The 18,975-nt window shown below is 52.2% G+C and carries 20 protein-coding genes; 7 read left to right on the top strand and 13 right to left on the bottom strand.

Going from position 1 to position 18,975, the window contains the following annotated elements:
* Nucleotides 1-48 precede the first annotated feature (48 nt).
* The 3 genes from JXO48_01565 (at nucleotide 49) to cobO (ending at nucleotide 2,951) form a co-directional block, all read left to right on the top strand.
* Nucleotides 49-1,734 carry a methylmalonyl-CoA mutase family protein gene (locus JXO48_01565; GenBank protein MBN2282557.1) on the top strand — a complete coding sequence of 562 codons (1,686 nt, stop codon included), beginning with the start codon at nucleotides 49-51 and terminating at the stop codon, nucleotides 1,732-1,734.
* Between the two features lie 25 nt (nucleotides 1,735-1,759).
* Entirely contained in the window at nucleotides 1,760-2,173 is a 414-nt protein-coding gene (locus tag JXO48_01560; protein ID MBN2282556.1) for a cobalamin B12-binding domain-containing protein, read from the top strand.
* A 220-nt stretch (nucleotides 2,174-2,393) separates the two neighbouring features.
* Nucleotides 2,394-2,951 (top strand): cob(I)yrinic acid a,c-diamide adenosyltransferase, encoded by a 558-nt coding sequence (gene cobO / locus JXO48_01555; protein MBN2282555.1) that lies wholly within the window; start codon nucleotides 2,394-2,396, stop codon nucleotides 2,949-2,951.
* Nucleotides 2,952-3,070: 119 nt separating this feature from the next.
* On the opposite strand, the gene JXO48_01550 is transcribed toward cobO, so the two are convergent.
* On the bottom strand, nucleotides 3,071-3,589 hold the full coding sequence (locus JXO48_01550; GenBank protein ID MBN2282554.1) for a universal stress protein: 519 nt from the start codon (nucleotides 3,587-3,589) through the stop codon (nucleotides 3,071-3,073).
* Nucleotides 3,590-3,768: 179 nt separating this feature from the next.
* Here JXO48_01550 and JXO48_01545 point away from each other — a divergent pair, with 179 nt between their 5' ends.
* Nucleotides 3,769-4,578, top strand: a complete 810-nt coding sequence (locus tag JXO48_01545) for an N-acyl homoserine lactonase family protein (GenBank protein MBN2282553.1) — start codon at nucleotides 3,769-3,771, stop codon at nucleotides 4,576-4,578.
* Nucleotides 4,579-4,969: 391 nt separating this feature from the next.
* Here JXO48_01545 and JXO48_01540 read toward each other — a convergent pair whose 3' ends face one another.
* The 10 genes from JXO48_01540 to JXO48_01495 all read right to left on the bottom strand — a co-directional run bounded on the left by JXO48_01540 (nucleotide 4,970) and on the right by JXO48_01495 (nucleotide 12,317).
* Nucleotides 4,970-5,989, bottom strand: a complete 1,020-nt coding sequence (locus JXO48_01540; protein ID MBN2282552.1) for a hypothetical protein — start codon at nucleotides 5,987-5,989, stop codon at nucleotides 4,970-4,972.
* Nucleotides 5,990-6,019: 30 nt separating this feature from the next.
* Nucleotides 6,020-7,366 carry a hypothetical protein gene (locus tag JXO48_01535; protein ID MBN2282551.1) on the bottom strand — a complete coding sequence of 449 codons (1,347 nt, stop codon included), beginning with the start codon at nucleotides 7,364-7,366 and terminating at the stop codon, nucleotides 6,020-6,022.
* A 27-nt stretch (nucleotides 7,367-7,393) separates the two neighbouring features.
* The gene (locus JXO48_01530; GenBank protein MBN2282550.1) at nucleotides 7,394-8,023 is read right to left on the bottom strand and encodes a penicillin-binding protein activator LpoB; all 630 of its coding nucleotides are present in this window, start codon (nucleotides 8,021-8,023) and stop codon (nucleotides 7,394-7,396) included.
* 28 nt (nucleotides 8,024-8,051) lie between these two features.
* A complete protein-coding gene (locus JXO48_01525; GenBank protein MBN2282549.1) occupies nucleotides 8,052-9,218 on the bottom strand; it encodes a DUF3393 domain-containing protein in 1,167 nt (388 codons plus the stop codon).
* A gap of 151 nt (nucleotides 9,219-9,369) precedes the next feature.
* A complete protein-coding gene (locus JXO48_01520; GenBank protein MBN2282548.1) occupies nucleotides 9,370-9,945 on the bottom strand; it encodes an LPP20 family lipoprotein in 576 nt (191 codons plus the stop codon).
* A gap of 118 nt (nucleotides 9,946-10,063) precedes the next feature.
* Entirely contained in the window at nucleotides 10,064-10,336 is a 273-nt protein-coding gene (locus tag JXO48_01515) for a DUF3862 domain-containing protein (protein ID MBN2282547.1), read from the bottom strand.
* 151 nt (nucleotides 10,337-10,487) lie between these two features.
* Nucleotides 10,488-10,928: a hypothetical protein gene (locus tag JXO48_01510; protein ID MBN2282546.1), complete on the bottom strand. Its 441-nt coding sequence runs from the start codon at nucleotides 10,926-10,928 to the stop codon at nucleotides 10,488-10,490.
* 149 nt (nucleotides 10,929-11,077) lie between these two features.
* Nucleotides 11,078-11,584: an ankyrin repeat domain-containing protein gene (locus tag JXO48_01505; GenBank protein ID MBN2282545.1), complete on the bottom strand. Its 507-nt coding sequence runs from the start codon at nucleotides 11,582-11,584 to the stop codon at nucleotides 11,078-11,080.
* Nucleotides 11,581-11,889, bottom strand: coding sequence for a hypothetical protein (locus tag JXO48_01500; GenBank protein ID MBN2282544.1), 309 nt, complete (start codon nucleotides 11,887-11,889; stop codon nucleotides 11,581-11,583). The genes JXO48_01505 and JXO48_01500 overlap by 4 nt, the downstream gene beginning before the upstream one ends.
* 44 nt (nucleotides 11,890-11,933) lie before the next feature.
* Nucleotides 11,934-12,317 carry a carboxymuconolactone decarboxylase family protein gene (locus JXO48_01495; GenBank protein MBN2282543.1) on the bottom strand — a complete coding sequence of 128 codons (384 nt, stop codon included), beginning with the start codon at nucleotides 12,315-12,317 and terminating at the stop codon, nucleotides 11,934-11,936.
* 449 nt (nucleotides 12,318-12,766) lie between these two features.
* On the opposite strand from JXO48_01495, the gene JXO48_01490 reads away from it, so the two are divergent.
* The 3 genes from JXO48_01490 to JXO48_01480 are packed head-to-tail and all read left to right on the top strand — an operon-like array spanning nucleotide 12,767 to nucleotide 15,960.
* Nucleotides 12,767-13,702 (top strand): fructose-1,6-bisphosphatase, encoded by a 936-nt coding sequence (locus JXO48_01490; protein ID MBN2282542.1) that lies wholly within the window; start codon nucleotides 12,767-12,769, stop codon nucleotides 13,700-13,702.
* 27 nt (nucleotides 13,703-13,729) lie between these two features.
* The gene (locus JXO48_01485; GenBank protein ID MBN2282541.1) at nucleotides 13,730-15,118 is read left to right on the top strand and encodes a class II fructose-bisphosphate aldolase; all 1,389 of its coding nucleotides are present in this window, start codon (nucleotides 13,730-13,732) and stop codon (nucleotides 15,116-15,118) included.
* Nucleotides 15,119-15,141: 23 nt separating this feature from the next.
* Nucleotides 15,142-15,960, top strand: coding sequence for a cytidylate kinase family protein (locus JXO48_01480; protein ID MBN2282540.1), 819 nt, complete (start codon nucleotides 15,142-15,144; stop codon nucleotides 15,958-15,960).
* A 221-nt stretch (nucleotides 15,961-16,181) separates the two neighbouring features.
* Here JXO48_01480 and metG read toward each other — a convergent pair whose 3' ends face one another.
* Both metG and JXO48_01470 read right to left on the bottom strand, forming a co-directional pair.
* Nucleotides 16,182-18,074, bottom strand: a complete 1,893-nt coding sequence (metG, locus tag JXO48_01475) for a methionine--tRNA ligase (protein ID MBN2282539.1) — start codon at nucleotides 18,072-18,074, stop codon at nucleotides 16,182-16,184.
* A gap of 57 nt (nucleotides 18,075-18,131) precedes the next feature.
* A complete protein-coding gene (locus tag JXO48_01470) occupies nucleotides 18,132-18,953 on the bottom strand; it encodes a stage 0 sporulation family protein (protein ID MBN2282538.1) in 822 nt (273 codons plus the stop codon).
* Between the last annotated feature and the right edge of the window lie 22 nt (nucleotides 18,954-18,975).

The raw sequence follows: 18,975 nt of genomic DNA, 5'->3' as shown, positions 1-18,975 counted from the left end.
ACACTCTGAAGAATTCAATACCATATTGACACTTCACAAGGAGTAGAAATGGGGTACTTCACCAAGAACACACCCGATCAATCCGGCGTATTGAAAAAGAAATGGGAGGATGAGGTCAAAAAGGCCGTTGCCAGGCAGGCCGACCAGAAGGAACGCTGGTCAACGGTTTCAGATCTTGAAATCAGGCGACTGTATGGCCCTGAGGATATCGCGGGCATGGAGTTCGAACGTGACATCGGATATCCCGGACAGTATCCCTACCTTCGCGGCAACCAGGTAACGGGATATCGCGGCCGCTATTGGACATTCCGAATGTTCTCCGGGATGGGAAGCGCCAAGGACACCAATAATCGGTGGCATCTCCTTCTCAAACAGGGGCAGACCGGCCTCAGCACGGCCTTCGATTTTCCCACACTCATGGGTTACGACTCCGATGATCCCCACGCCCGGGGAGAGTGCGGCAAATGCGGTGTCGCCATCGATACGCTTGAAGATTTCATGCAGCTCGTTGACGGCATCCCGATGGATAAAATCACCACATCGATGACGATAAATCCTCCCGCATCCGTATTATGGGCCATGTACTGCGCGGCAGCGCAGATAAAGGGAGTATCTCTCGATAAAATCGGTGGGACGATCCAGAACGACATGTTGAAGGAATTCATTGCTCAAAAGACTTTCATGTGCCCACCGGAACCATCAGTGAAACTGATCAGTGACACCGTTGAATTCGGCACGAAATACGTTCCAAAATGGAACACCATAAGTATCAGCGGGTACCACATCAGAGAAGCCGGCTCCACGGCAGTGCAGGAACTGGCCTTCACTCTTCGTGACGGCATCGAGTATGTGGACTATGTAATGAAACAGAAAGGCCTTGACGTAGATGATTTTGCACCACGACTTTCCTTTTTCTTCAATTCCCACATCGATTTCTTTGAAGAAATTTGCAAAATGAGAGCCGCCCGGCGCATTTGGGCCAAAGTGATGCGCGAACGGTTCAAGGCAAAAGACCCCCGTTCATGGTGGATGCGATTTCATACTCAGACGGCAGGCTGCTCACTGACTGCCCAGCAACCGTACAACAACGTGGTCCGAACGGCTTTTGAGGCCCTTGCGGCAGTGCTTGGCGGAACACAGTCGCTCCATACCAACTCCCTCGATGAAGTCTGGTGTCTTCCTACCGATCACGCCGTGGAGATTGCACTGAGAACACAGCAGATTCTCGCAGAAGAAACGGGTGTGGCCAATACCATTGATCCCCTGGCAGGATCATATTTCATAGAATCCCTGACAAACGAAATGGAAGAAAAGGCATGGGAATACATACACAAAATAGACAACATGGGCGGTATGATCGCTGCTATCGAAAAGGGCTTCCCACAGATGGAAATTGCAGACGCCGCATATCAGTTTCAGAAGCAGCTCGAAGCAGGTGAAAAAGTGATGGTCGGGGTAAATAAATATCAGACGGAAGAAACCGGGGAAATTCCATTTCTCGAAATAGATGACGGCATGGAGAAAAAACAGATTGAACGCTTAAACCACGTGCGACAAAAGCGCAACAGCAAGGCGGTCAAAGCAAGCCTGAACGATATCCGCACAGCCTGCCATAAGGGAGAAAATGTCATGCCGCACTGCATCGAGGCGGTCAAAAACTTGGCGACCCTCCAGGAAATATGTGATGTGTATCGGGAAATATACGGCGAATATGCGGACCCGGCCATGTACTGAAGAGAGCTGAGAGGAGGTTGAGGCAATGGCGGAAAGAAAACTTCGTATCATGGTTGCCAAACCGGGACTTGACGGACACGACCGCGGTGCCAGAATCTTATCGCGCTTTTTACGTGATGCCGGGTTCGAGGTCATTTATACGGGCTGTCACCAGACACCCGAACAGATTGCAGAAGCCGCCATACAGGAAGATGTTGATATAGTCGGGCTCAGTTGCCTTTCCGGTGCTCATCGATATCTCTTTCCCCGGGTAGTGGAATTACTGCGAAATAAAGGCGCTGACGATATTACCGTTATAGGCGGAGGGATCATCCCGGATCAGGATTCTCAATTAATGCATGATGCGGGGATCAAGGCGATCTTTACCCCCGGCTCAACGCTGGAATCAATTGTGGAATGGATCAGAAAAAATGTGTCCATTGAGGAGAGAGCAATCTGATCCGGGGGAAAGCACCTGCGATCAATTCAGAGAATGGGGGCAGCAATAGCATGAATAATGTTGAGAAAATCAGGGAAGGTAACAGACACATAGCTTCTCGTGTCATATGCAACATTGAGGATAATATCCCGGAAGCAAAGGTTGCCATCAAGAATCTCTTTCCTTTGTTTATATTACATACCTCCCAGGTTTTTTCTTCTATTCATGAGGAGTCTTTGAAATGAACGAACGTGTTAAAGAGGTAATAAAGACGCATGAGCAGCATGGACTAGTAATGGTGATAACGGGGAATGGGAAAGGTAAAACAACCTCCGCCCTGGGACAGGCACTGAGGGCCATCGGCCATGGGTTCACGGTCCACATGATTCAGTTTATGAAAGGAAGAAAGTACGGTGAAGCAGTTGCGGCAGAGACCCACCTTCCGGGATTTACCATTGAAACATTTGGTCTCGACAGTTTTGTCATAAGAGATAATCCCGCACCCGTGGATATTGAACTTGCCCAAAAAGGCCTTGAGCGAGCGTATGAGGTGGTCGGGGCCAATCAACATAACATGGTCATCCTCGATGAATTAAATGTAGCTCTCGATTTCAACCTGGTCGATCGTGATAAAGTACTGGAGTTGATACGCACAAAACCACCGGAAATGGATCTTGTGATAACCGGTCGATATGCCCACCAGGACGTTATCGAACTGGCTGATATGGTAAGTGAAGTAACTGAAATCAAACACCATTATGCAGCAGGGATAAAAGAGCGTGCTGGCATAGAATTTTAGGTTTCACGCAATCAATTTTTTACGAGGATACGTTCATTCTCATAGTGCGTTATCGCTTCAATACATTGAGCGCACGTAATCTTGCAGATAGGCCTCCCTGGTTTTCAAGACCGAACCAATCAGATTTCTTTAAAACTGATGTCGATATCGCCTTTCGGCAAGGGGATGATATAAACGGGTTTTCGAATACGACGGAGTACCTTTTCTGCAACACTACCTAAAAAGGTATGAGTAACGGTCCCCTTTCCATGGGTTCCCATAATAATCGTGTCACAGCCAAGCTCATCCGTCTTACTCAAAATCTCTGAAACTGGATCTCCGTAAACAACGTGAATGCCTACAATCCGTTTTAGTGTCTCAGGCTCATCTTTCAATTCTATTTCTGCGAATTTTGCTATACGTTCCTCTATTTTCTTGCGCAATTCTTCCTGCAATCCCTGACGTGTTTGAGCAACTTTCTTCTTCCCGAGGTTCAATAGAAGAAATGTTTCAGCTGTTGGCGGTAGTGCTTCAATCACATGGAGAATATGGATTTTTGCGTTATGCTGTCGAGCCGTATTGATAGCATACCGAAAGGCATAGGCAGAGTTCTTTGAAAGATCCGTTGTATATAAAACTTTTCTTATCCTGGGTATCATGCTTCACCTCTTTATTGTGAAATGAGATAATGCTTATCCGCTTCAGCTTCAGCGGATAATATTCTAAATATATTGCAACAACTACGCCATTTAATTTATTTTTTCAACAGTCATTTAAAAAAACATGACACACGATTCATGATAAGTGCGGCCATATCACTAATAAAAAGAAAGGGATAATGGTAATTGATACTCTTTTAGAACCCGATTCAAATGCAGGTTTTATGATGGAGGGGAAAATGACATCAGAATATTTGATCCACCCGATTCCGCTTATGTCAGTCAGTACAGATATGCCCAAGTTGACTCACCTGCAAAACTACGGGCAGAAAGTCGATTTGACGGTATACGTATGGTACATAGAAGGTGGTTCCAAGAAAGTGTGCGTTGATGCTGGACCGAACGCCGAAATACTTGCTGAACGAGGTTTTCCCGGGGCCAAAACTATTCAGAGTTTGGAAGAGGGTCTTGGAAAGTGGGGGGTAAGGCCAGATGATATTGATATTGTTATCTTAACTCATCTTCATCACGATCATATAGCACTGGCGCCCAAATTTCAAAATGCTACCTTTATCGTTCAAAAAGTGGAGTTGGAAGAGGCACCGAAATGGAATGAATTTCCTTTATTCAAGGGCTCATATCCCGAGGACCTGATAGGTGCTATTAACAACATGGAAACAGTTGAAGGCGATACTAACATTATGGATGGCATAGATGTATTACTGACTGCGGGACACACGACAGGCACACAATCAGTAAGTGTTGAAACCGGCAAAGGAAAAGCGATAATTTACGGAGCTTGCAGTTGTCTGGCTAATTTTAGGCCGGATGTCGCTTTAATAAAAAGAGGAATGACTGTTATTCCGCCAGCGATACATCTTGATCTAGTTGAAACATATAAGAGCCAGGCTCGAGTAAATGAGATGGCTGACATAATAATACCGATTCATGAACCGAGTTTCATAAACGTAGATACAATACCTTCTTGATATGTCGACAAGGGTAACAAGAAAAAGGTTATCCAGTTTCCTTATTGTATGGCTTGTAAAGAAGATTGTTGTTTCAGTCTCACGACTGGAACAGCGGTTTATTTTTGAAACACATTCTCATTAGTCGGGTTTATGTGATTTTAAGCCTTCTCTCAGAAGAAAAAACTGGTTTTTCTTGGGGTCCTTTTGGGTCCCCTTTGGTTCATTTTTGATGCAATTATTGAACGTATTTCACATATTGAAGAACTCAAAAAGTCTCTTTAACATACTGTAATAAAAGGAAAAGGTCGGAATACCTGCGTTTTTGAATTTTTGATTTCCGAGCATTCAAGTCCCGGCTTCGGCACCATGAATACATGAAAGGGTCAGCACCAGAATGCTGGCCCTTTTCTTATTCAGAAGCCGGAAGAAACACAAAGGCCGACAGTTGATCGGCGATCTTCGGCACCGCCTTTTTTTCTATATCTAGAAGTGCCCGCTTTTCGGCCATGGGTGTGGTCAGATGCGCTTCCTTCCCTGTTTCGCTGACACTTCCGATTATCGAACCGCTGTCGCGATCGATGATCATGAACATGACATGCCACCGCACAAATTTCCAGTCAACCACGCCGGTGGCCGGCAGGGGGCTGATCTCACAGGTTCCCCTGATCTCCGCATGGGCAGCGGCAGGATCTTCCGTTACCGAAAACCCTTTCTTTGCCAGTTCCTCTCTGATCATCCCGCCGAGTTCATCACTGCCCGCACCGTCAACGGTAACGACTATCAGATATTCTCCCAGTGCCGTGCCGAGACGCTCTATTATGCCGGCACTGTCCAGGTCCGTCGCGATCCCCCGGCCGGAGGCGTTCACGATCCTCAGCTGCTGGTCATAGACCTGCCGCAGGGCCCAGTCGCTGAGGACGGCATGGAGATAGCGGATGCGCGGAAGGAGGGCGGCCTGCTTTCCCGCGATATCCAGAAAGCCGCTAATCCGGCGGTCCATCTGTGTGATCCGTGCCGAGAGGATCTCCGCCGACTGTTGACGGTCAAGGACGGCAAGCGCCATGTATGGCGGCGCATAGTTGATATCATACCAGTTCTCGGCAATCCTGATTCCCGACATGACCATGTTTGTGGAAACATTCAGTATTTCGCTGACATCGACCCCACTGGTGCTCGAATCATAGATCTGATGGCTCCAGTCGATCCTTGAGGAAAATATCTTCGCGATCTCGGCACGTGCCCTGTCTTCAGCCGTCTCAGGGTCATCCCCGCCACCGGTGCCCGTAAGATACAACTGAGCAGGGTACATCCGCTCCCAGTCCTTTATCTGCAGCGCCGCTTTTTCTGCAGGAGATATTTGAAAATGGGCGCACCCGGATATGACGAGGACGAAGACCAGACAGAACGTTTGTAATTGCCGTATTCTCATATTCGATATAACCCGCTTCAACAGAACCTGTTATTGAACGGTTCGACAGGGAAGAAACCGCGTTTCAGAGGGCTTCACCGTGAACCGTTCGATGTGATGCTCGAAGACAACATTCCCCCGCGAATCCACAAAGGTGACGATACCTTCATAGGTTCCCGGAGGTACCTGGACATGGCCGATCCGTATCTCCGCGGGCAGCAGTTTCCAGTGGCGTATATCGGCCCGCTCTGTTACCAGTACCCCGATGTTCCCGATCGTCTTGACAAGCTGTTCGCCCCGCGTGCCCGATTCCTTCTTTGCCGCTTTTGAGGCTTCCTTTACAAGCAGGTACTTTGCCGTTGCCCGGGCAATGGCCTTTGCCTTGATCCTTCCCAGCCGGTTCTCAAGATTCTCGATGGCTATTTTCTCAATATCCTCGGCCCGCCATGTAGCACACTCATAGGTTCTTCCACCATTGATATCACGTAATGAAACGTTCGAATCCCTTATGCTGTAAAACTGCATTTCAAAAGCCGGGTATGCGATCGGCATTATGTAGCCGTCGGGCATGGGTATCATCCATCGCCGTTCCGTTTTCTCCGGGCCCCTTCCATTATAGTGAAGGACATACACATCGGCGTCACCGGCCTTAGATCCCGTCTGCCCGGACAGCGCTTCCCCATAGTTCGACCGGATCGTCTTCGCTTCCTCCTGCAGGTGCAGTCCTTCGGCCGCGGAAAGCAGGTTACTCACCACCACTGGCGGAACGCTGAGGCCATAATTGTAGCGGTAATCGGTCTGATATATCGCCGCCGCCTTCTTGAATGAGATATAGGCATCGTTAACCTCACCCCCTGCTTCATAGAGAACACCCATGATGAAGCGGATAAAGGCATCATCGCGGTACACGTTTTTTTCTTTCTCACCATACCGGCTGTTGATGACGTGAAGCTTGCTGTCCACTTTGCGCGCCTCGACCAGCGCATCCTCAAAACGGCCCAGAAACGAATAGTTCAGGGCCATGAAGACATTGGTCATGGCGTTCTCGAAATCTTCACCCTGATAGGAAATGACGTTATCGTTAATGAGGAATGATGCCGCATGCTGGGAGACCGACTGCGTGTAGAGCTTCTCCATGAGTTCCTCAGCCTGGGCGAGGTACCGGTTGCTTTCATCGTAGCGCCCCGCGTAGTGCTCGATGATCCCCTTTTCCAGGCAGTAGATGACCCGGTCCCGTTCGCCGAAATCATCCCTGCTCTGTTCTATGACTTCCAGTGCCTGGGAATAATCACCCTGCTGAATATACTGATTCGCTTGTATGTGGTACTGAGACGATGCCGCGCAGGATATGAAAAGAAGGCACACCGAACAGACAACAAACGGTCGGAATCGCTTCATCAGGAATCCTTGCGCATGATAACGTCATCACCACCGGAATTTCGGCTGCTCGATCAGCTTTTTGATCTTCTGCTCGCCGATCCATACTTTCAGGTTGTTTTCAAGATCTACAAGTTCCAGGTTTGTCTGGTAATACATAACCGCTTTCCCATCGACGGCATCCCTGATCGTGTTGATCGAGCCTATCAGCATGAAATCCGCGCCGATCTCCTTGCCGGCGGTCTTCATCGTCTCGTCCGACGCGTGAGTCGCCATGTCAAGCCGTTCCTCCCTGACCTGCTCCCGCTCACCGGCGGCGGCTACAAACCTGACCCGTCCCGAGTTTATCAGGTTCCGCTCCAGGTCTTTCACGAAGGTCTGCATATTGATGTGCTCATGGCTGCGGTTCACTACCTGCCCGACGATCACCGTCGGCGTCTCTCCCTGGTGATTTTCTTTGAAATCTTCGATCCAGGGCCGTCGCAGGCAGTCTTCTATCATCGCCTTCGAAACCATTTGAGAATCCGTATCGTTCCAGTGCCCGCTGAGGTCAATGGTCGTATCAATGTCCTGCCGCTCCACCCGGGGTGCCGAGGAACAGCCGAACAGAACGAACAGCACTGACAGGCACACAACTGACATACATACCACTCTTTGAGATCTCTTGATCTTGCTCATGTCTACACCACACGTGTCATCATGACGGTTATTGCCACTCCTGGTATAAACTCGACCGGTCCCGTACCTTCTTGAGATAGTCCCGTGTTTCCTGGTAGGGCAAGTTGATGCGCAGGTGTTCGTACAGCTCATCGGGCGTCATTGTATTGATTCTCTCCACAGCGCTCGCCACGTGTTTACTGCCGCATACGGCCCTGCTCACATTGCCCGGCCCCGTGTTGTAGGACGCGACAATGCAGTAAATGGTGTTTTGAGGATCCTGAACATTGCGGAAAACGATGTCCTTCAAAAACCCGAGGTAGGCGCATCCCAGTTCGATATTGTTTTCGGGAACATAGAGGTAATCGGCCGTCACGACCCGGTCTTTCCCGTACACGTACCGGTATGCGTCACGGCCTCCTGATGTGGGAACAAGCTGCATGAGTCCATAGGCGGGCGCCGGGCTCGTCGCTTTTGGATTGAAGTAGGACTCGGTGTGAATGACCGCGAAGGCAAGGGGTACGGCAAGGTCGTGCCGGTCCGTATTATCCTTCACAGAACCCAGATACTGCTCGGCACGGACGCGAAGATGTTCCGGCACCAGTGTGAATTGAACCGTTGCCTTCACCACATCACCCTTCTCCGTCGAAAGCGTTTCTGTGTGTACCGGCTGTGTGTGGATAACCTCCTGGGCAAACTCTTTTTTATTATCCTCAGTAACCGGTTCCCCTGCCGTGTTTTCCAGCTGTCCTTCAAGCACGGGAGACGGCAGGAGCGGTTCGGGAGCATTTACTTTTTTCTCTTCAGGTTCCCCGATCACCACAGGTTCGGGCGGCAGCGGCACCTCGTAATCCCTGTTCTTGCCGTGGTCAACCACGAGCCGCTCGATCTCCTCGGCGAGTTTCTCCTCCGCCACTCCCGGTTCACTCAGCGTCTCCGCTTTCGGGACTATCACTTCAACGACCACAACGCCGGTTTCAAAATCGACCCGGCTCCGTCCTGTGCGGTCTTCCGAGTATTCCACCCAGTCCTTTTTCGTGGAGATCACGAAATCTCCCCACATGGCTTCCACGTCCCGCTTGAATTGCGCGAATGCTTCCCGCTCGAATTTCGCGTATTCATCTTCCATGCTCCGGGCACCTTTGAAAAATTCCTGCTCAAGATCTTCACCAAAGGAAAGAACCTGTGCGGGCATGCCCAGGAGAACGACGAACATTATACTCAGACATATTCCCCACAGAGAATATGCACTTCCGTAAAATATGTTTTTTCCATTCTTTCTCATAGATCAACCGCCTGGAAGACAATGACGGCAACACGCATAAAGGAGCATATCCGGTCACGGGAAGTGTTTGATCAGCCGCCTTCTATTCATGTTTTGCTTCTTCAGCCTCAAGATCTTTGAAAGCCTTTTCGGCATGTTCGATCACCCTTTCACGAACCGCATCGCTCAGATCCGCCGATCGTTTGAGGTAATCTTCAAATACGCTCAGATCCATGCGGGCAAGTGCGAAGAGTTCCCCTGTTTCATAGTTCTTCCAGTGATCAACGATCTCCACGCCGGCAAGCTCGGCCTTCGTGAAGGTCTTTATCGTCTGTTCAACATGCTGTTCCTCGCTGGTCACGTTCGGATCACCGGCCATGGTCGAAGCCTGATAATCTTTCATGAGGGCGGCGACATATATCTTGAATACCCGGGCAACTTCGGTCCTGGCCCGGTTGTCGGCGGTACTTCTCTGAAGCGAGGGGCTCTTGATCCCCCACGCGCTTCCAACGCCATAGAATACCTTGCCCCGATCACCTTCAAAGGCGCCACTTCCCTTCTCTACCCAGTCCGGTTTGGGCAACTGTTCCTCGACAATTTCTTTTCCCGCACAGGCACAGAAAAGCCCGATCACCATCAGCAAAACACACAATACCGCTACGGTCCTGAACTGTCTCATGACGCCACCTCCTTTTTTTTCATATCAATATACTGAAAAACGGGTCTTCATGCACGTGGATGTCGTCACCTGAAGAATAACGAACCCTGCTGTTCCTATTACCATCAACATGATAGTCCTATTTAAGCCCGGTATTTGACATCCAGACAACCTTATCCACAACGAACTTGACCTTGATATTCACCTCATCATCTCCCCAGAGGCAGTTTTTTGCGCCCATCGTCTCGCTGCAGTTGTCTGGGGCACCAAGTATGTCGGTCACCTCTGTATAGGTCATGCCCATCTTCAGTTTATCGTAATTTTCCTTGTTCACGTTGCTGCATCCGGTCAACAGAAATACCACAAGCAACATGACAACAACGATACCGAATATTCTCTTTCTTCTGCACATGATAATTACCTCCACCCATTTTTCGTTCCATATACAAAGGTCTTGCAAAACACCAAAAACAGCTAGAACGTACCCTTGATTGTAATACAAGACAGATGCCGACACGTGACGGATTTTCACCTGAAACGGCGGGACCATTGAATAAACGATGCTATCTCCTTGTTCCGATCACAACGAAGGTCGCGTCATCATGGATGTATGCATTGTAGATATACCCGTCGTAGGATGCTCCCTGTGAGCCGCCCCAGCCGCCGACGATCTCGTCAGCCTCGCCGAACTCCCGGGGCCAGACGATCTCTCCGCCGTCCTCTGTAAGCCAGGTCATCGACTGGGCGGAGATATCCGTGACGGTGAAGACCCGCGTACTCGCCCGGAACAGGCTGTCGGAGGGATATTCGGTCCCTTCAATATACAGGGTCAGCGTGTCCTGCACATAGGTATAGGTGCCGTAAGCGCCATACTGGTCGGTTGGGTCGGCACCCTTTTTGTCACCCACCTCACAGCCGACAGAAAGCAACGGGATCAGAACTGCTATGATAATAAGGAAAAGACGCCCTGTGGTTCTTCGCCGGATGTGCCTTTCTGTGATCATACGGATCGCCTCCCTTATTCCTGATCGTCCTGACACGGGATCACGTGTTTCGATCCTGAGGAGTGTTTTCAACTTAAATGAATCCGCTGGAAAAAGCAACGCAAAGGAGGAACGAAATGGGAGCGGATAATTAGTAAACCACCGTTTCTTTATTTCAACAGTTCCGCCCCTTTCCGGGCACCGGCCCTCATGAGGATGTTCATGACCTCGGCGCGGTTTTCCTGCTCGGCATAATCCAGGGCTGTTTTATTGTTGCTCTCGATGGCGTTCACGTCGGCGCCCCGGGCGATCAGCAGCTCGACCGTCTCAATCTGGCCCGTGTATGACGCGGCCATGAGCGCCGTGTAGCCGGTCGTGGAGCCGACATTGACATCGGCACCCCTGTCCAGCAGGGCTTTGACGATATCCGTGTGGCCGCTGTAGGAAGCGAAGAAAAGGGCCGTCCAGCCGTCGATATTCCTTTTGTTCACATTGACGCCCTGGTCCAGCAGGCTTTGAACGGTATCATAGTTACCTTTCGACGACGCGATCATCAGGTCCGTCTGGGCCACACAGGAAAAGAGGGAAACGACAAGCGCCAGCAGCACCAGCGATCGAAGGCTGTGATACGCCAGACTTGTGAATCTCTTTTCCTCCTTCCCGCATATGTATTTCATCGTTTGGGTACCTCCCGTTGAATGTGATTCACGTCTGATAACGGCGGCATCGCCTCAAGTAGCTCCCGCAGGGCCGGCCGGACATAGACGGTTTCCAGGTCGAAATGTCGCAATGCTTCGGCGAGTATCATAATTTTTTCCCCCGTCGTGGCCTTTCGGTCGATGATTATCACATAAGCGCCCTTTACCCGGCACAGACCGCCGCCGGGAAGAGGCTCATCCCCCGTAAGCCGGTCGTACCGGACCTGGATGTCCAGTTGTTCCGCCAGTGCCTCAAGCAGGCTCAGCGTCACTCGTTCATCCACGGCCCCGCCTCCGGTATTTTACAAGGAAAGTCGGTATGTTCCCCTTATTTTGAGAACACATCCCCCATTACCTCGAGGGCGAACCGGGTGGAAACCGTGGCGGGCCCGCCGCCCATTTCGATACCCACCTCCACGGCTTCAAGGACCTCCTGTTGAGAGGCCCCGGCCTGGGCCGCCTGTTCGATGTGCCACTGCATGCATGATTCACAATTGATGACGACGGAAATGCCGACGGCGATCAGTTCCTTGTGCTTCTTCACCAGGGCGCCGTCGGAAAAGGCGGCCTCTTCCATGGCAAGGAACGATTCGTATACGTTCGATCTGAGCGCGATCAACTGCTCATGCGCCTTTTTCCTTCTTTTCGACATCTCACGCAGCTTTTCCACAGTAAATCCTCTCTTTGAAGCAGGTTTCTGTATTAACGTCATGTTGCTCAGACGCACATCCCTTTTGAAGCGGCCATTGAAACGGTTTTATGGGGTCCAAGGGTTTTTCTCTTCCCTTTGTAAAAGGATACCGGGAGGGATTTTTATATGTAAAATCCCCCCAACCCCCCTTTATCAAAGGGGGGCTTTCGGAACGGCACTTTGTCAAAGGGGGGCTTTTCACTTTGTCACTCTGTCGCTTTGCCCCTTTGCCACTGACTGCAGATGTATGACAAAAACGCTTCAATGGCCGCTTCAAAAGGGATGGAATCTGAGCAACACGCCTTACACCCCGATCCCTCTTTTGCTATCTATTCGTATTTACGGTGAATCATAGACTTTATATTGCAATTATGCAATAAATTATATAATCTTCGGAACTTGGGAGAGGAAAGCGGCGGAGGCGGAATTTCGATGACAACGAACATGGCAGGACACCGAAGGAAGTGACCATGAGAAACATTTCCGATGCGACAAAGGAATTTATCGACCTGAGGCGGCACATGTGGATGGCCGGTGTCGAAGTGGACCTGAGGAGACTGATATGGCAGATCGCCGTCACGGGAAAGTACATATCGGCAAAGATACATGAGTCGAACCGCAAGCTTGCCGGGTTGAAGAACATTTACGGCGAAGAACAGCTCGCACTGGACAGGAGCTCCGACGAGATCCTGCAGAACCAGCTGAGGTACTCCGGGTTCGTCAGGGAGTATGCCTCGGAAGAGCTGGATTCCATCGTTCGGATCGGCGATGGGAGCGAGAAATACTGTGTGACGGCGGACCCCCTGGACGGTTCCTCGCTGGTGGACACCAATCTCGCCATCGGCACGATCATCGGGATCCACAAGAGCTTCTTTCTGGAACCGGGGAAGGAAAGCATGGTGGCGGCCCTCTACATCACTTACGGCCCCCTCATCACCATGGTCTATTCGGCCGGCAAAGGGACCCATGAGTTCGTGCTGAACCGCGAGGGCGAATATGTCCTTTCAGAAGCGAACATAACGCTCAAGGAACGGGGTTCCATATACAGCCTGGGGGGATTGCGGAAAGACTGGACCCCGCAGCATACCCGGTTCGTGGAATTTCTCGAGGGAGAGGGCTACAAGCTGCGGTACAGCGGCGGATTCGTCCCCGACATCAACCAGATCATCATCAAGAAGGGGGGTATCTTCACCTATCCGGCGCTCAAAGGAAGCGAGCGCGGCAAGCTGCGGCTCCTCTACGAACTGCAGCCTATGGCGTTTCTCGCGGAGCAGGCGGGCGGCGCGGCAACGGACGGTATGCGGGACATCCTTTCCATCAAACCTGAAAATCTTAACCAGAGAAGTCCCGTCTATATCGGAAGCCGCTTCGAGATAGAAAAGGCCCGGGAATTCCTGACAGAGTGATAGAGCAGAAAAAAATGGGGAATTGTTATGATCTACGGTGACATGAAACAACTGAAAAAGGGCATTGAGGGAGTACTGAACATCGACGGCGATAGGGTTACCGTTCTTGACGAAGAGAAACTGAAGGCGGACCGTATCGACGCCCTCATATACACCGGTGTTTTTAATCCCGACGAAGCGGTCAGGGAGGCGGCGCGGTGGTTGATCCGGCGCGCCGGCGCGTCCCTGGGCATCCTGTCCCAGTCCATCCAGCCGCTCTACAATGCCATGGGGAAAAAGGAAGTATCGGGGTTCACCGTCCCGGCCATCAATATCCGGGGCATTACCTATCATTGCGCGCAGGCTGTTTTCCGGTCGGCCCTCAAGGACCGTGTCGGGCCCGTTATTTTCGAGATCGCCCGTTCCGAGATCGGCTATACGGACCAGAGACCCGCCGAGTACACGGCAGCCATCACGGCGGCGGCGATCAAGACCGGATACATGGGCCCGCTCTTTCTCCAGGGAGACCATTTTCAGATAAACGCGAAGAAGTACGCCGCTGATCCGGCGGCGGAAGTCGACGCCGTGAAGGCCCTGATCCGTGAGGCCATTGCGGGCGGGTTCTACAATATCGATATCGATGCCTCCACCATCGTTGACCTGTCGAAACCGACGATCAAGGAACAGCAGGAAGGGAACTACTCGATAACCGCCGAGATGACGGCGTTCATCAGGGAGCTCGAACCGGAGGGGATCACCATATCGGTGGGCGGCGAGATCGGCGAAGTGGGGACCAAGAACACCACGGTCGAAGAATTCGAAATCTTCATGGAGAATTATCTCGACACGTTGCGCGGGAAGGGACCGGGGCTTGCGGGGATCAGCAAGATCAGCATTCAGACGGGGACCACTCACGGCGGCGTGCCCCTCCCCGATGGTTCCATCGCCGATGTGAAGATCGATTTCGACACCCTGAAAGATATCTCCGAATCGGCGCGGGTCGGCTTCGGTCTCTCCGGAGCCGTGCAGCACGGAGCCTCGACGCTGCCGAACGAGGCTTTCCACCATTTCCCCCGGACGGGAACAGCGGAGATACACCTGGCCACCGGTTTTCAGAATATCATCTACGACAGCACCCACTTTCCCGGGGAACTGAAGGACAGGATCTACGGGCACATCCGAACGAAACTGGCCGGCGAGAAAAAGGAGAAGGATACGGAGGAGCAGTTCCTTTACAAAACGAGGAAAAAAGGCTTCGGCCCCTTCAAGAAAGACCTGTGGGAGCTGCCTCCGGACATCCTCAACGCCCTGTGCGCCGAGTTGGAAAAGCAGTTCTCCTTTCTGTTCGACAGGCTGAACGTCCTGAACACAGAGGATATCGTCGACAGATACGTGAAACCCGTGGATGTCCCCCTGAAAAAACCGGCTTCTCTCTGAGGGGGAGAGAAAGGAGGGACGTCATGTCCCTGATAACGATCACCTCGGGAATCGGCTGCGGGGAAAATGCCATCGCGAGGATCATCCAGGAGCGTCTCGGATTCACCATTTATGACGACCGCCGGCTTCAGGAAGAGGCCGTGGCGATGGGGATTTCCTCCGAGGAATTACAAAGCCTCAATGAAACGGCACCCGGTCTTCTCAACCGGCTTGTCAGCACGAAACCCCGGATCTACCTGGATATCATGGAAGCCGTTGTCTACCGCGTATCCGGCAAGGATAACGCCATCATCCTCGGGCACGGAGCCCCCTTTCTTCTGAGGGACTTCGGCTGTGCCCTCCATGTACGTGTCTACGCGTCCGAGACTGGACGCATCGAGCTGTTACGGACCACACAGGGCATCAGTGAGGAAACGGCAAAGAAGCTGATCCAGAAGAGCGACCGGGACCGCAGGCATTTCATGCAGTACGCCTTCCACATGGAGTGGGAAAACCCTTCACTGTACGACCTGATCGTCAACCGTGACAAGCTGGGGATCGAAGGGTGCGCCGACATCATCATGGAGGCCCGCGAATCGGAACAGGCCGGCGTGTGCAGTATCACCATGATGGATGAGATCGAGCGGCGGGCCTTGCAGAAACAGGCGGAAACAGCGATCCTGAAGAACGCCCTCAACCCCGGGGATATTCATGTCGACGTACCGGAACAGGGAATCGTCGTCATCACGGGGATCATCAACCCCCTCGAACCGGAGGAGAAACTCGTCAACGCCGTCAAGGCCGTTCCGGGTGTCCGTGACGTGAAGGTCGACCTGGCCTACGAGAAGATACATGACATTTAGGAAAAGCAGTGCCTGAGTGCGATTCGGGAAACGGGATTCGGGATTCGGGATTCGTAAATCGGGATTCGAACATCGTGATCCGGGAAAGGAAACTCGTGAACCGTGATCTGTTTTTTGTAGTTGCCCGATTCATCGGGTGCTTTTCAAAAACGCCGATAAATCGGCATACTACAAAAACGAATTACGTATCACGAATCACGATTTGCGAATAACGAGTCCTGTCACTGGACCTTTGCCCCTACCTTCGCGTCCCCGTCGAAGGTGACGAGGGTGTAACCGTTGTCGTCGGTCTCCGCGGCAAGGAGCATGCCCCGCGATTCAACTCCCATGAGCTTTGTGGGTTTCAGGTTGACCACGACGGCGATCTTTTTCCCCACCAGTTCCCCGGGGGTGTAATCGTTGCCCATGCCGGCAACGATGATCCGTTCCTCACCCACATTGATCTTCATTTTGACGAGCTTGTTCGACTTGGGGACCATCTCGGCCTCCAGGATCTCGGCGACCCGGATGTCCAGTTTTTCGAAGTCATTGAAGGTTACTTCTTTTTTCACGTCCGTCAACCTCGGCGCCGCGGCCTCTTCGGCCTTTTCAAAGACGACCCGTGGGAAAAGGGACTCACCCCGGACCAGTTCGCTGCCCGCCCGGAGGCCACCCCAGGTCCTGACATGGGAGAAATCCTGCTGTTCTGATATGCCCAGACGGCGCAGCATCTCCTCGGCGGTCCCGGGCATGAAGGGAGAAAGGATCACGGCGATGATCCGCAGGGCTTCGAGAATGTTGTACATAACGGCTTCGAGACGCCCGCGTCGGGATTCGTCCTTGGCCAGCAGCCACGGCTCCTGCTCCACGATGTATTTATTGGTCATGTTGATGAAATCCCAGACCGATATCAGCGCCTTGTGAAACTGCAGGGTCGAAAAGGAACCGGTCACCTCGTCGATAAGGGATTCGCCCCGCTCGATGAGGGCCGTATCCCCGCCTTCGGCATGCCCCGCATCAGGGACCTTTCCCTGACAGTACTTGTCGGCCATGGAGAGCGACCGGCTCACCAAGTTGCCCAGGTCGTTGGCCAGGTCCGAGTTAAGCCGCTGCACCATGCCTTCCTCGCTGAAAGCGGCATCCAGCCCGAACACCATGTCCCGCATAAGGTAGTACCGGAAAGGATCGAGACCGTATTTGTCCTTGAGGTCCAGGGGTTTGACCACCGTTCCATGACTTTTTGACATCTTCCCGTGCTCGATGTTCCAGTACCCGTGAACATCGAGATTCCGGTAGGGTTCAACGCCGGCGGCCTTCAGCATGGTGGGCCAGTAAATGCCGTGCGGTTTCAGGATATCCTTCGCGATAAGGTGCTGTACCGCGGGCCAGAAGGTCCGGTAGGTTTCCCCGTCGGGGTACCCCACGCCGGTGAGATAGTTTATGAGCGCGTCGAACCAGACATAGGTAACGTAATTTTCATCGAAGGGAAGGGTGATCCCCCAGGTCAGCCGCGTCTTGGGCCGCGAGATGCACAGGTCTTCGAGGGGCTCCCGGAGAAAGGCCAGGGCCTCGTTCCGGTACCGCTCGGGCCTGATGAAATCGGGATTGTCCCTGATATGACCGATGAGCCAGTCCTGGTATTTGCTCATCCTGAAAAAGTAATTGCTTTCCTGGCGGTACTCGGGCTCCGTCAGGTGGTCGGGGCACTTGCCGTCGACCAGTTCCGATTCACGGTAGAACCGCTCGCAGCCGACACAGTAAAAGCCCTCGTATTCACCGAAATAGATATCGCCGGCGTCATAGACCTTCTGCAGGATCGACCGCACAACCTCTATGTGCTGCGCGTCGGTGGTCCTGATGAAGAAATCGTTGGTGATCCGTAGCTCCGGCCAGAGGTCCCTGAAGAGGGCGCTGATGCGGTCCGTATAAGACTGGGGCGTTTCCCCCGCTTCCCGGGCCGCCTCGGCCACCTTGTCGCCGTGCTCGTCGGTGCCCGTCAGGAAATATGTTTGATACCCCGCAAGCCGGTGGAACCGGGCCATGACGTCGGCCACAATGGTCGTATATGCATGCCCGATATGGGGTGACGCGTTCACGTAATATATGGGCGTCGTTACATAAAAACTTTTGTCCATGAATGCTGCTCCTGTTGCCTTCCGCTCTCTGTTCCGTCTCTGCCGGTCACCGGCGGTTCAGTTATACTTCCGGTATTCGTCGATGCTGATCTCTATTTCCTTTCCCTCTTCAAGGTAGACACAGATCTTTTCCTCGAGAACGTTCTGCCGGACCACCTTGCCCTTCCCCGCCGGCGTTTCTATGTTCTTGCCGCATTTGGGCATTCTTTTCTTTACTTTCGTATAGATGTCATTCTCAAAGGCCAGGCAGCACATGAGCCGACCACAGAGTCCCGATATCTTTTCGGGATTGAGCAGCATGTTCTGTTCCTTGGCCATCTTTATCGACACCGGGGCAAAGGTGTTGAGGAAACTCGCGCAGCAGAGCTCACGGCCGCAAATACCGATCCCCCCGCAGAGGCGGGCTTCGCTCCGCACCCAGATCTGTCGCAGTTCTATCCTGGTCTTGTATTTCTGGACCAGGTCCTTTACCAGTTCCCGGAAGTCGACCCGGTTGTCGGCGACGAAGAAAAAGATGACCTTGCTCCGATCCAGGAGGCATTCCACATCAACGAGCTTCATGGGGAGATTCCGTTTTTCTATCCGCTCGCCGCAGAAATTAAAGGCCTCCGCTTCGAGTCCCTTGTTCGATTCGTAGGCTTTCAAATCGTCACCGGTCGCTTTCCGTTCGACCTTTTTCAGATTTTCCGGCAGTTTCCCGTCGGGAAGGACCATGACATCCGTCACGACCGTGCCGACGGCGAGACGGTCCTCAGCGTGGACGACCACAAAATCATCCTTTTTCAGCTGAAGTTCACCGGCCGCGAAGGTATAGACCTTTCCCCTGTCCTTGAACCTAACGCCGACGATGCTGATCGTCTGTTCGGTGCTATTATCCATTCAATACAAACTTTCAGGGGCC

This window comes from Deltaproteobacteria bacterium, from assembly GCA_016933965.1.
Taxonomy (GTDB): domain Bacteria; phylum Desulfobacterota; class Syntrophia; order Syntrophales; family UBA2210; genus JAFGTS01.
This window is presented reverse-complemented; position numbering and strand designations above follow the sequence as displayed.

Bases quoted from the DNA above. Each gene is read 5' to 3' on its own strand.
- JXO48_01565 (MBN2282557.1), top strand. From the start codon at position 49: ATGGGGTACTTCACCAAGAACACACCCGATCAATCCGGCGTATTGAAA.
- JXO48_01560 (MBN2282556.1), top strand. From the start codon at position 1,760: ATGGCGGAAAGAAAACTTCGTATCATGGTTGCCAAACCGGGACTTGAC.
- cobO (MBN2282555.1), top strand. From the start codon at position 2,394: ATGAACGAACGTGTTAAAGAGGTAATAAAGACGCATGAGCAGCATGGA.
- JXO48_01550 (MBN2282554.1), bottom strand. From the start codon at position 3,589: ATGATACCCAGGATAAGAAAAGTTTTATATACAACGGATCTTTCAAAG.
- JXO48_01545 (MBN2282553.1), top strand. From the start codon at position 3,769: ATGGTAATTGATACTCTTTTAGAACCCGATTCAAATGCAGGTTTTATG.
- JXO48_01540 (MBN2282552.1), bottom strand. From the start codon at position 5,989: ATGAGAATACGGCAATTACAAACGTTCTGTCTGGTCTTCGTCCTCGTC.
- JXO48_01535 (MBN2282551.1), bottom strand. From the start codon at position 7,366: ATGAAGCGATTCCGACCGTTTGTTGTCTGTTCGGTGTGCCTTCTTTTC.
- JXO48_01530 (MBN2282550.1), bottom strand. From the start codon at position 8,023: ATGAGCAAGATCAAGAGATCTCAAAGAGTGGTATGTATGTCAGTTGTG.
- JXO48_01525 (MBN2282549.1), bottom strand. From the start codon at position 9,218: ATGTTCGTCGTTCTCCTGGGCATGCCCGCACAGGTTCTTTCCTTTGGT.
- JXO48_01520 (MBN2282548.1), bottom strand. From the start codon at position 9,945: ATGAGACAGTTCAGGACCGTAGCGGTATTGTGTGTTTTGCTGATGGTG.
- JXO48_01515 (MBN2282547.1), bottom strand. From the start codon at position 10,336: ATGTGCAGAAGAAAGAGAATATTCGGTATCGTTGTTGTCATGTTGCTT.
- JXO48_01510 (MBN2282546.1), bottom strand. From the start codon at position 10,928: ATGATCACAGAAAGGCACATCCGGCGAAGAACCACAGGGCGTCTTTTC.
- JXO48_01505 (MBN2282545.1), bottom strand. From the start codon at position 11,584: ATGAAATACATATGCGGGAAGGAGGAAAAGAGATTCACAAGTCTGGCG.
- JXO48_01495 (MBN2282543.1), bottom strand. From the start codon at position 12,317: ATGACGTTAATACAGAAACCTGCTTCAAAGAGAGGATTTACTGTGGAA.
- JXO48_01490 (MBN2282542.1), top strand. From the start codon at position 12,767: ATGAGAAACATTTCCGATGCGACAAAGGAATTTATCGACCTGAGGCGG.
- JXO48_01485 (MBN2282541.1), top strand. From the start codon at position 13,730: ATGATCTACGGTGACATGAAACAACTGAAAAAGGGCATTGAGGGAGTA.
- JXO48_01480 (MBN2282540.1), top strand. From the start codon at position 15,142: ATGTCCCTGATAACGATCACCTCGGGAATCGGCTGCGGGGAAAATGCC.
- metG (MBN2282539.1), bottom strand. From the start codon at position 18,074: ATGGACAAAAGTTTTTATGTAACGACGCCCATATATTACGTGAACGCG.
- JXO48_01470 (MBN2282538.1), bottom strand. From the start codon at position 18,953: ATGGATAATAGCACCGAACAGACGATCAGCATCGTCGGCGTTAGGTTC.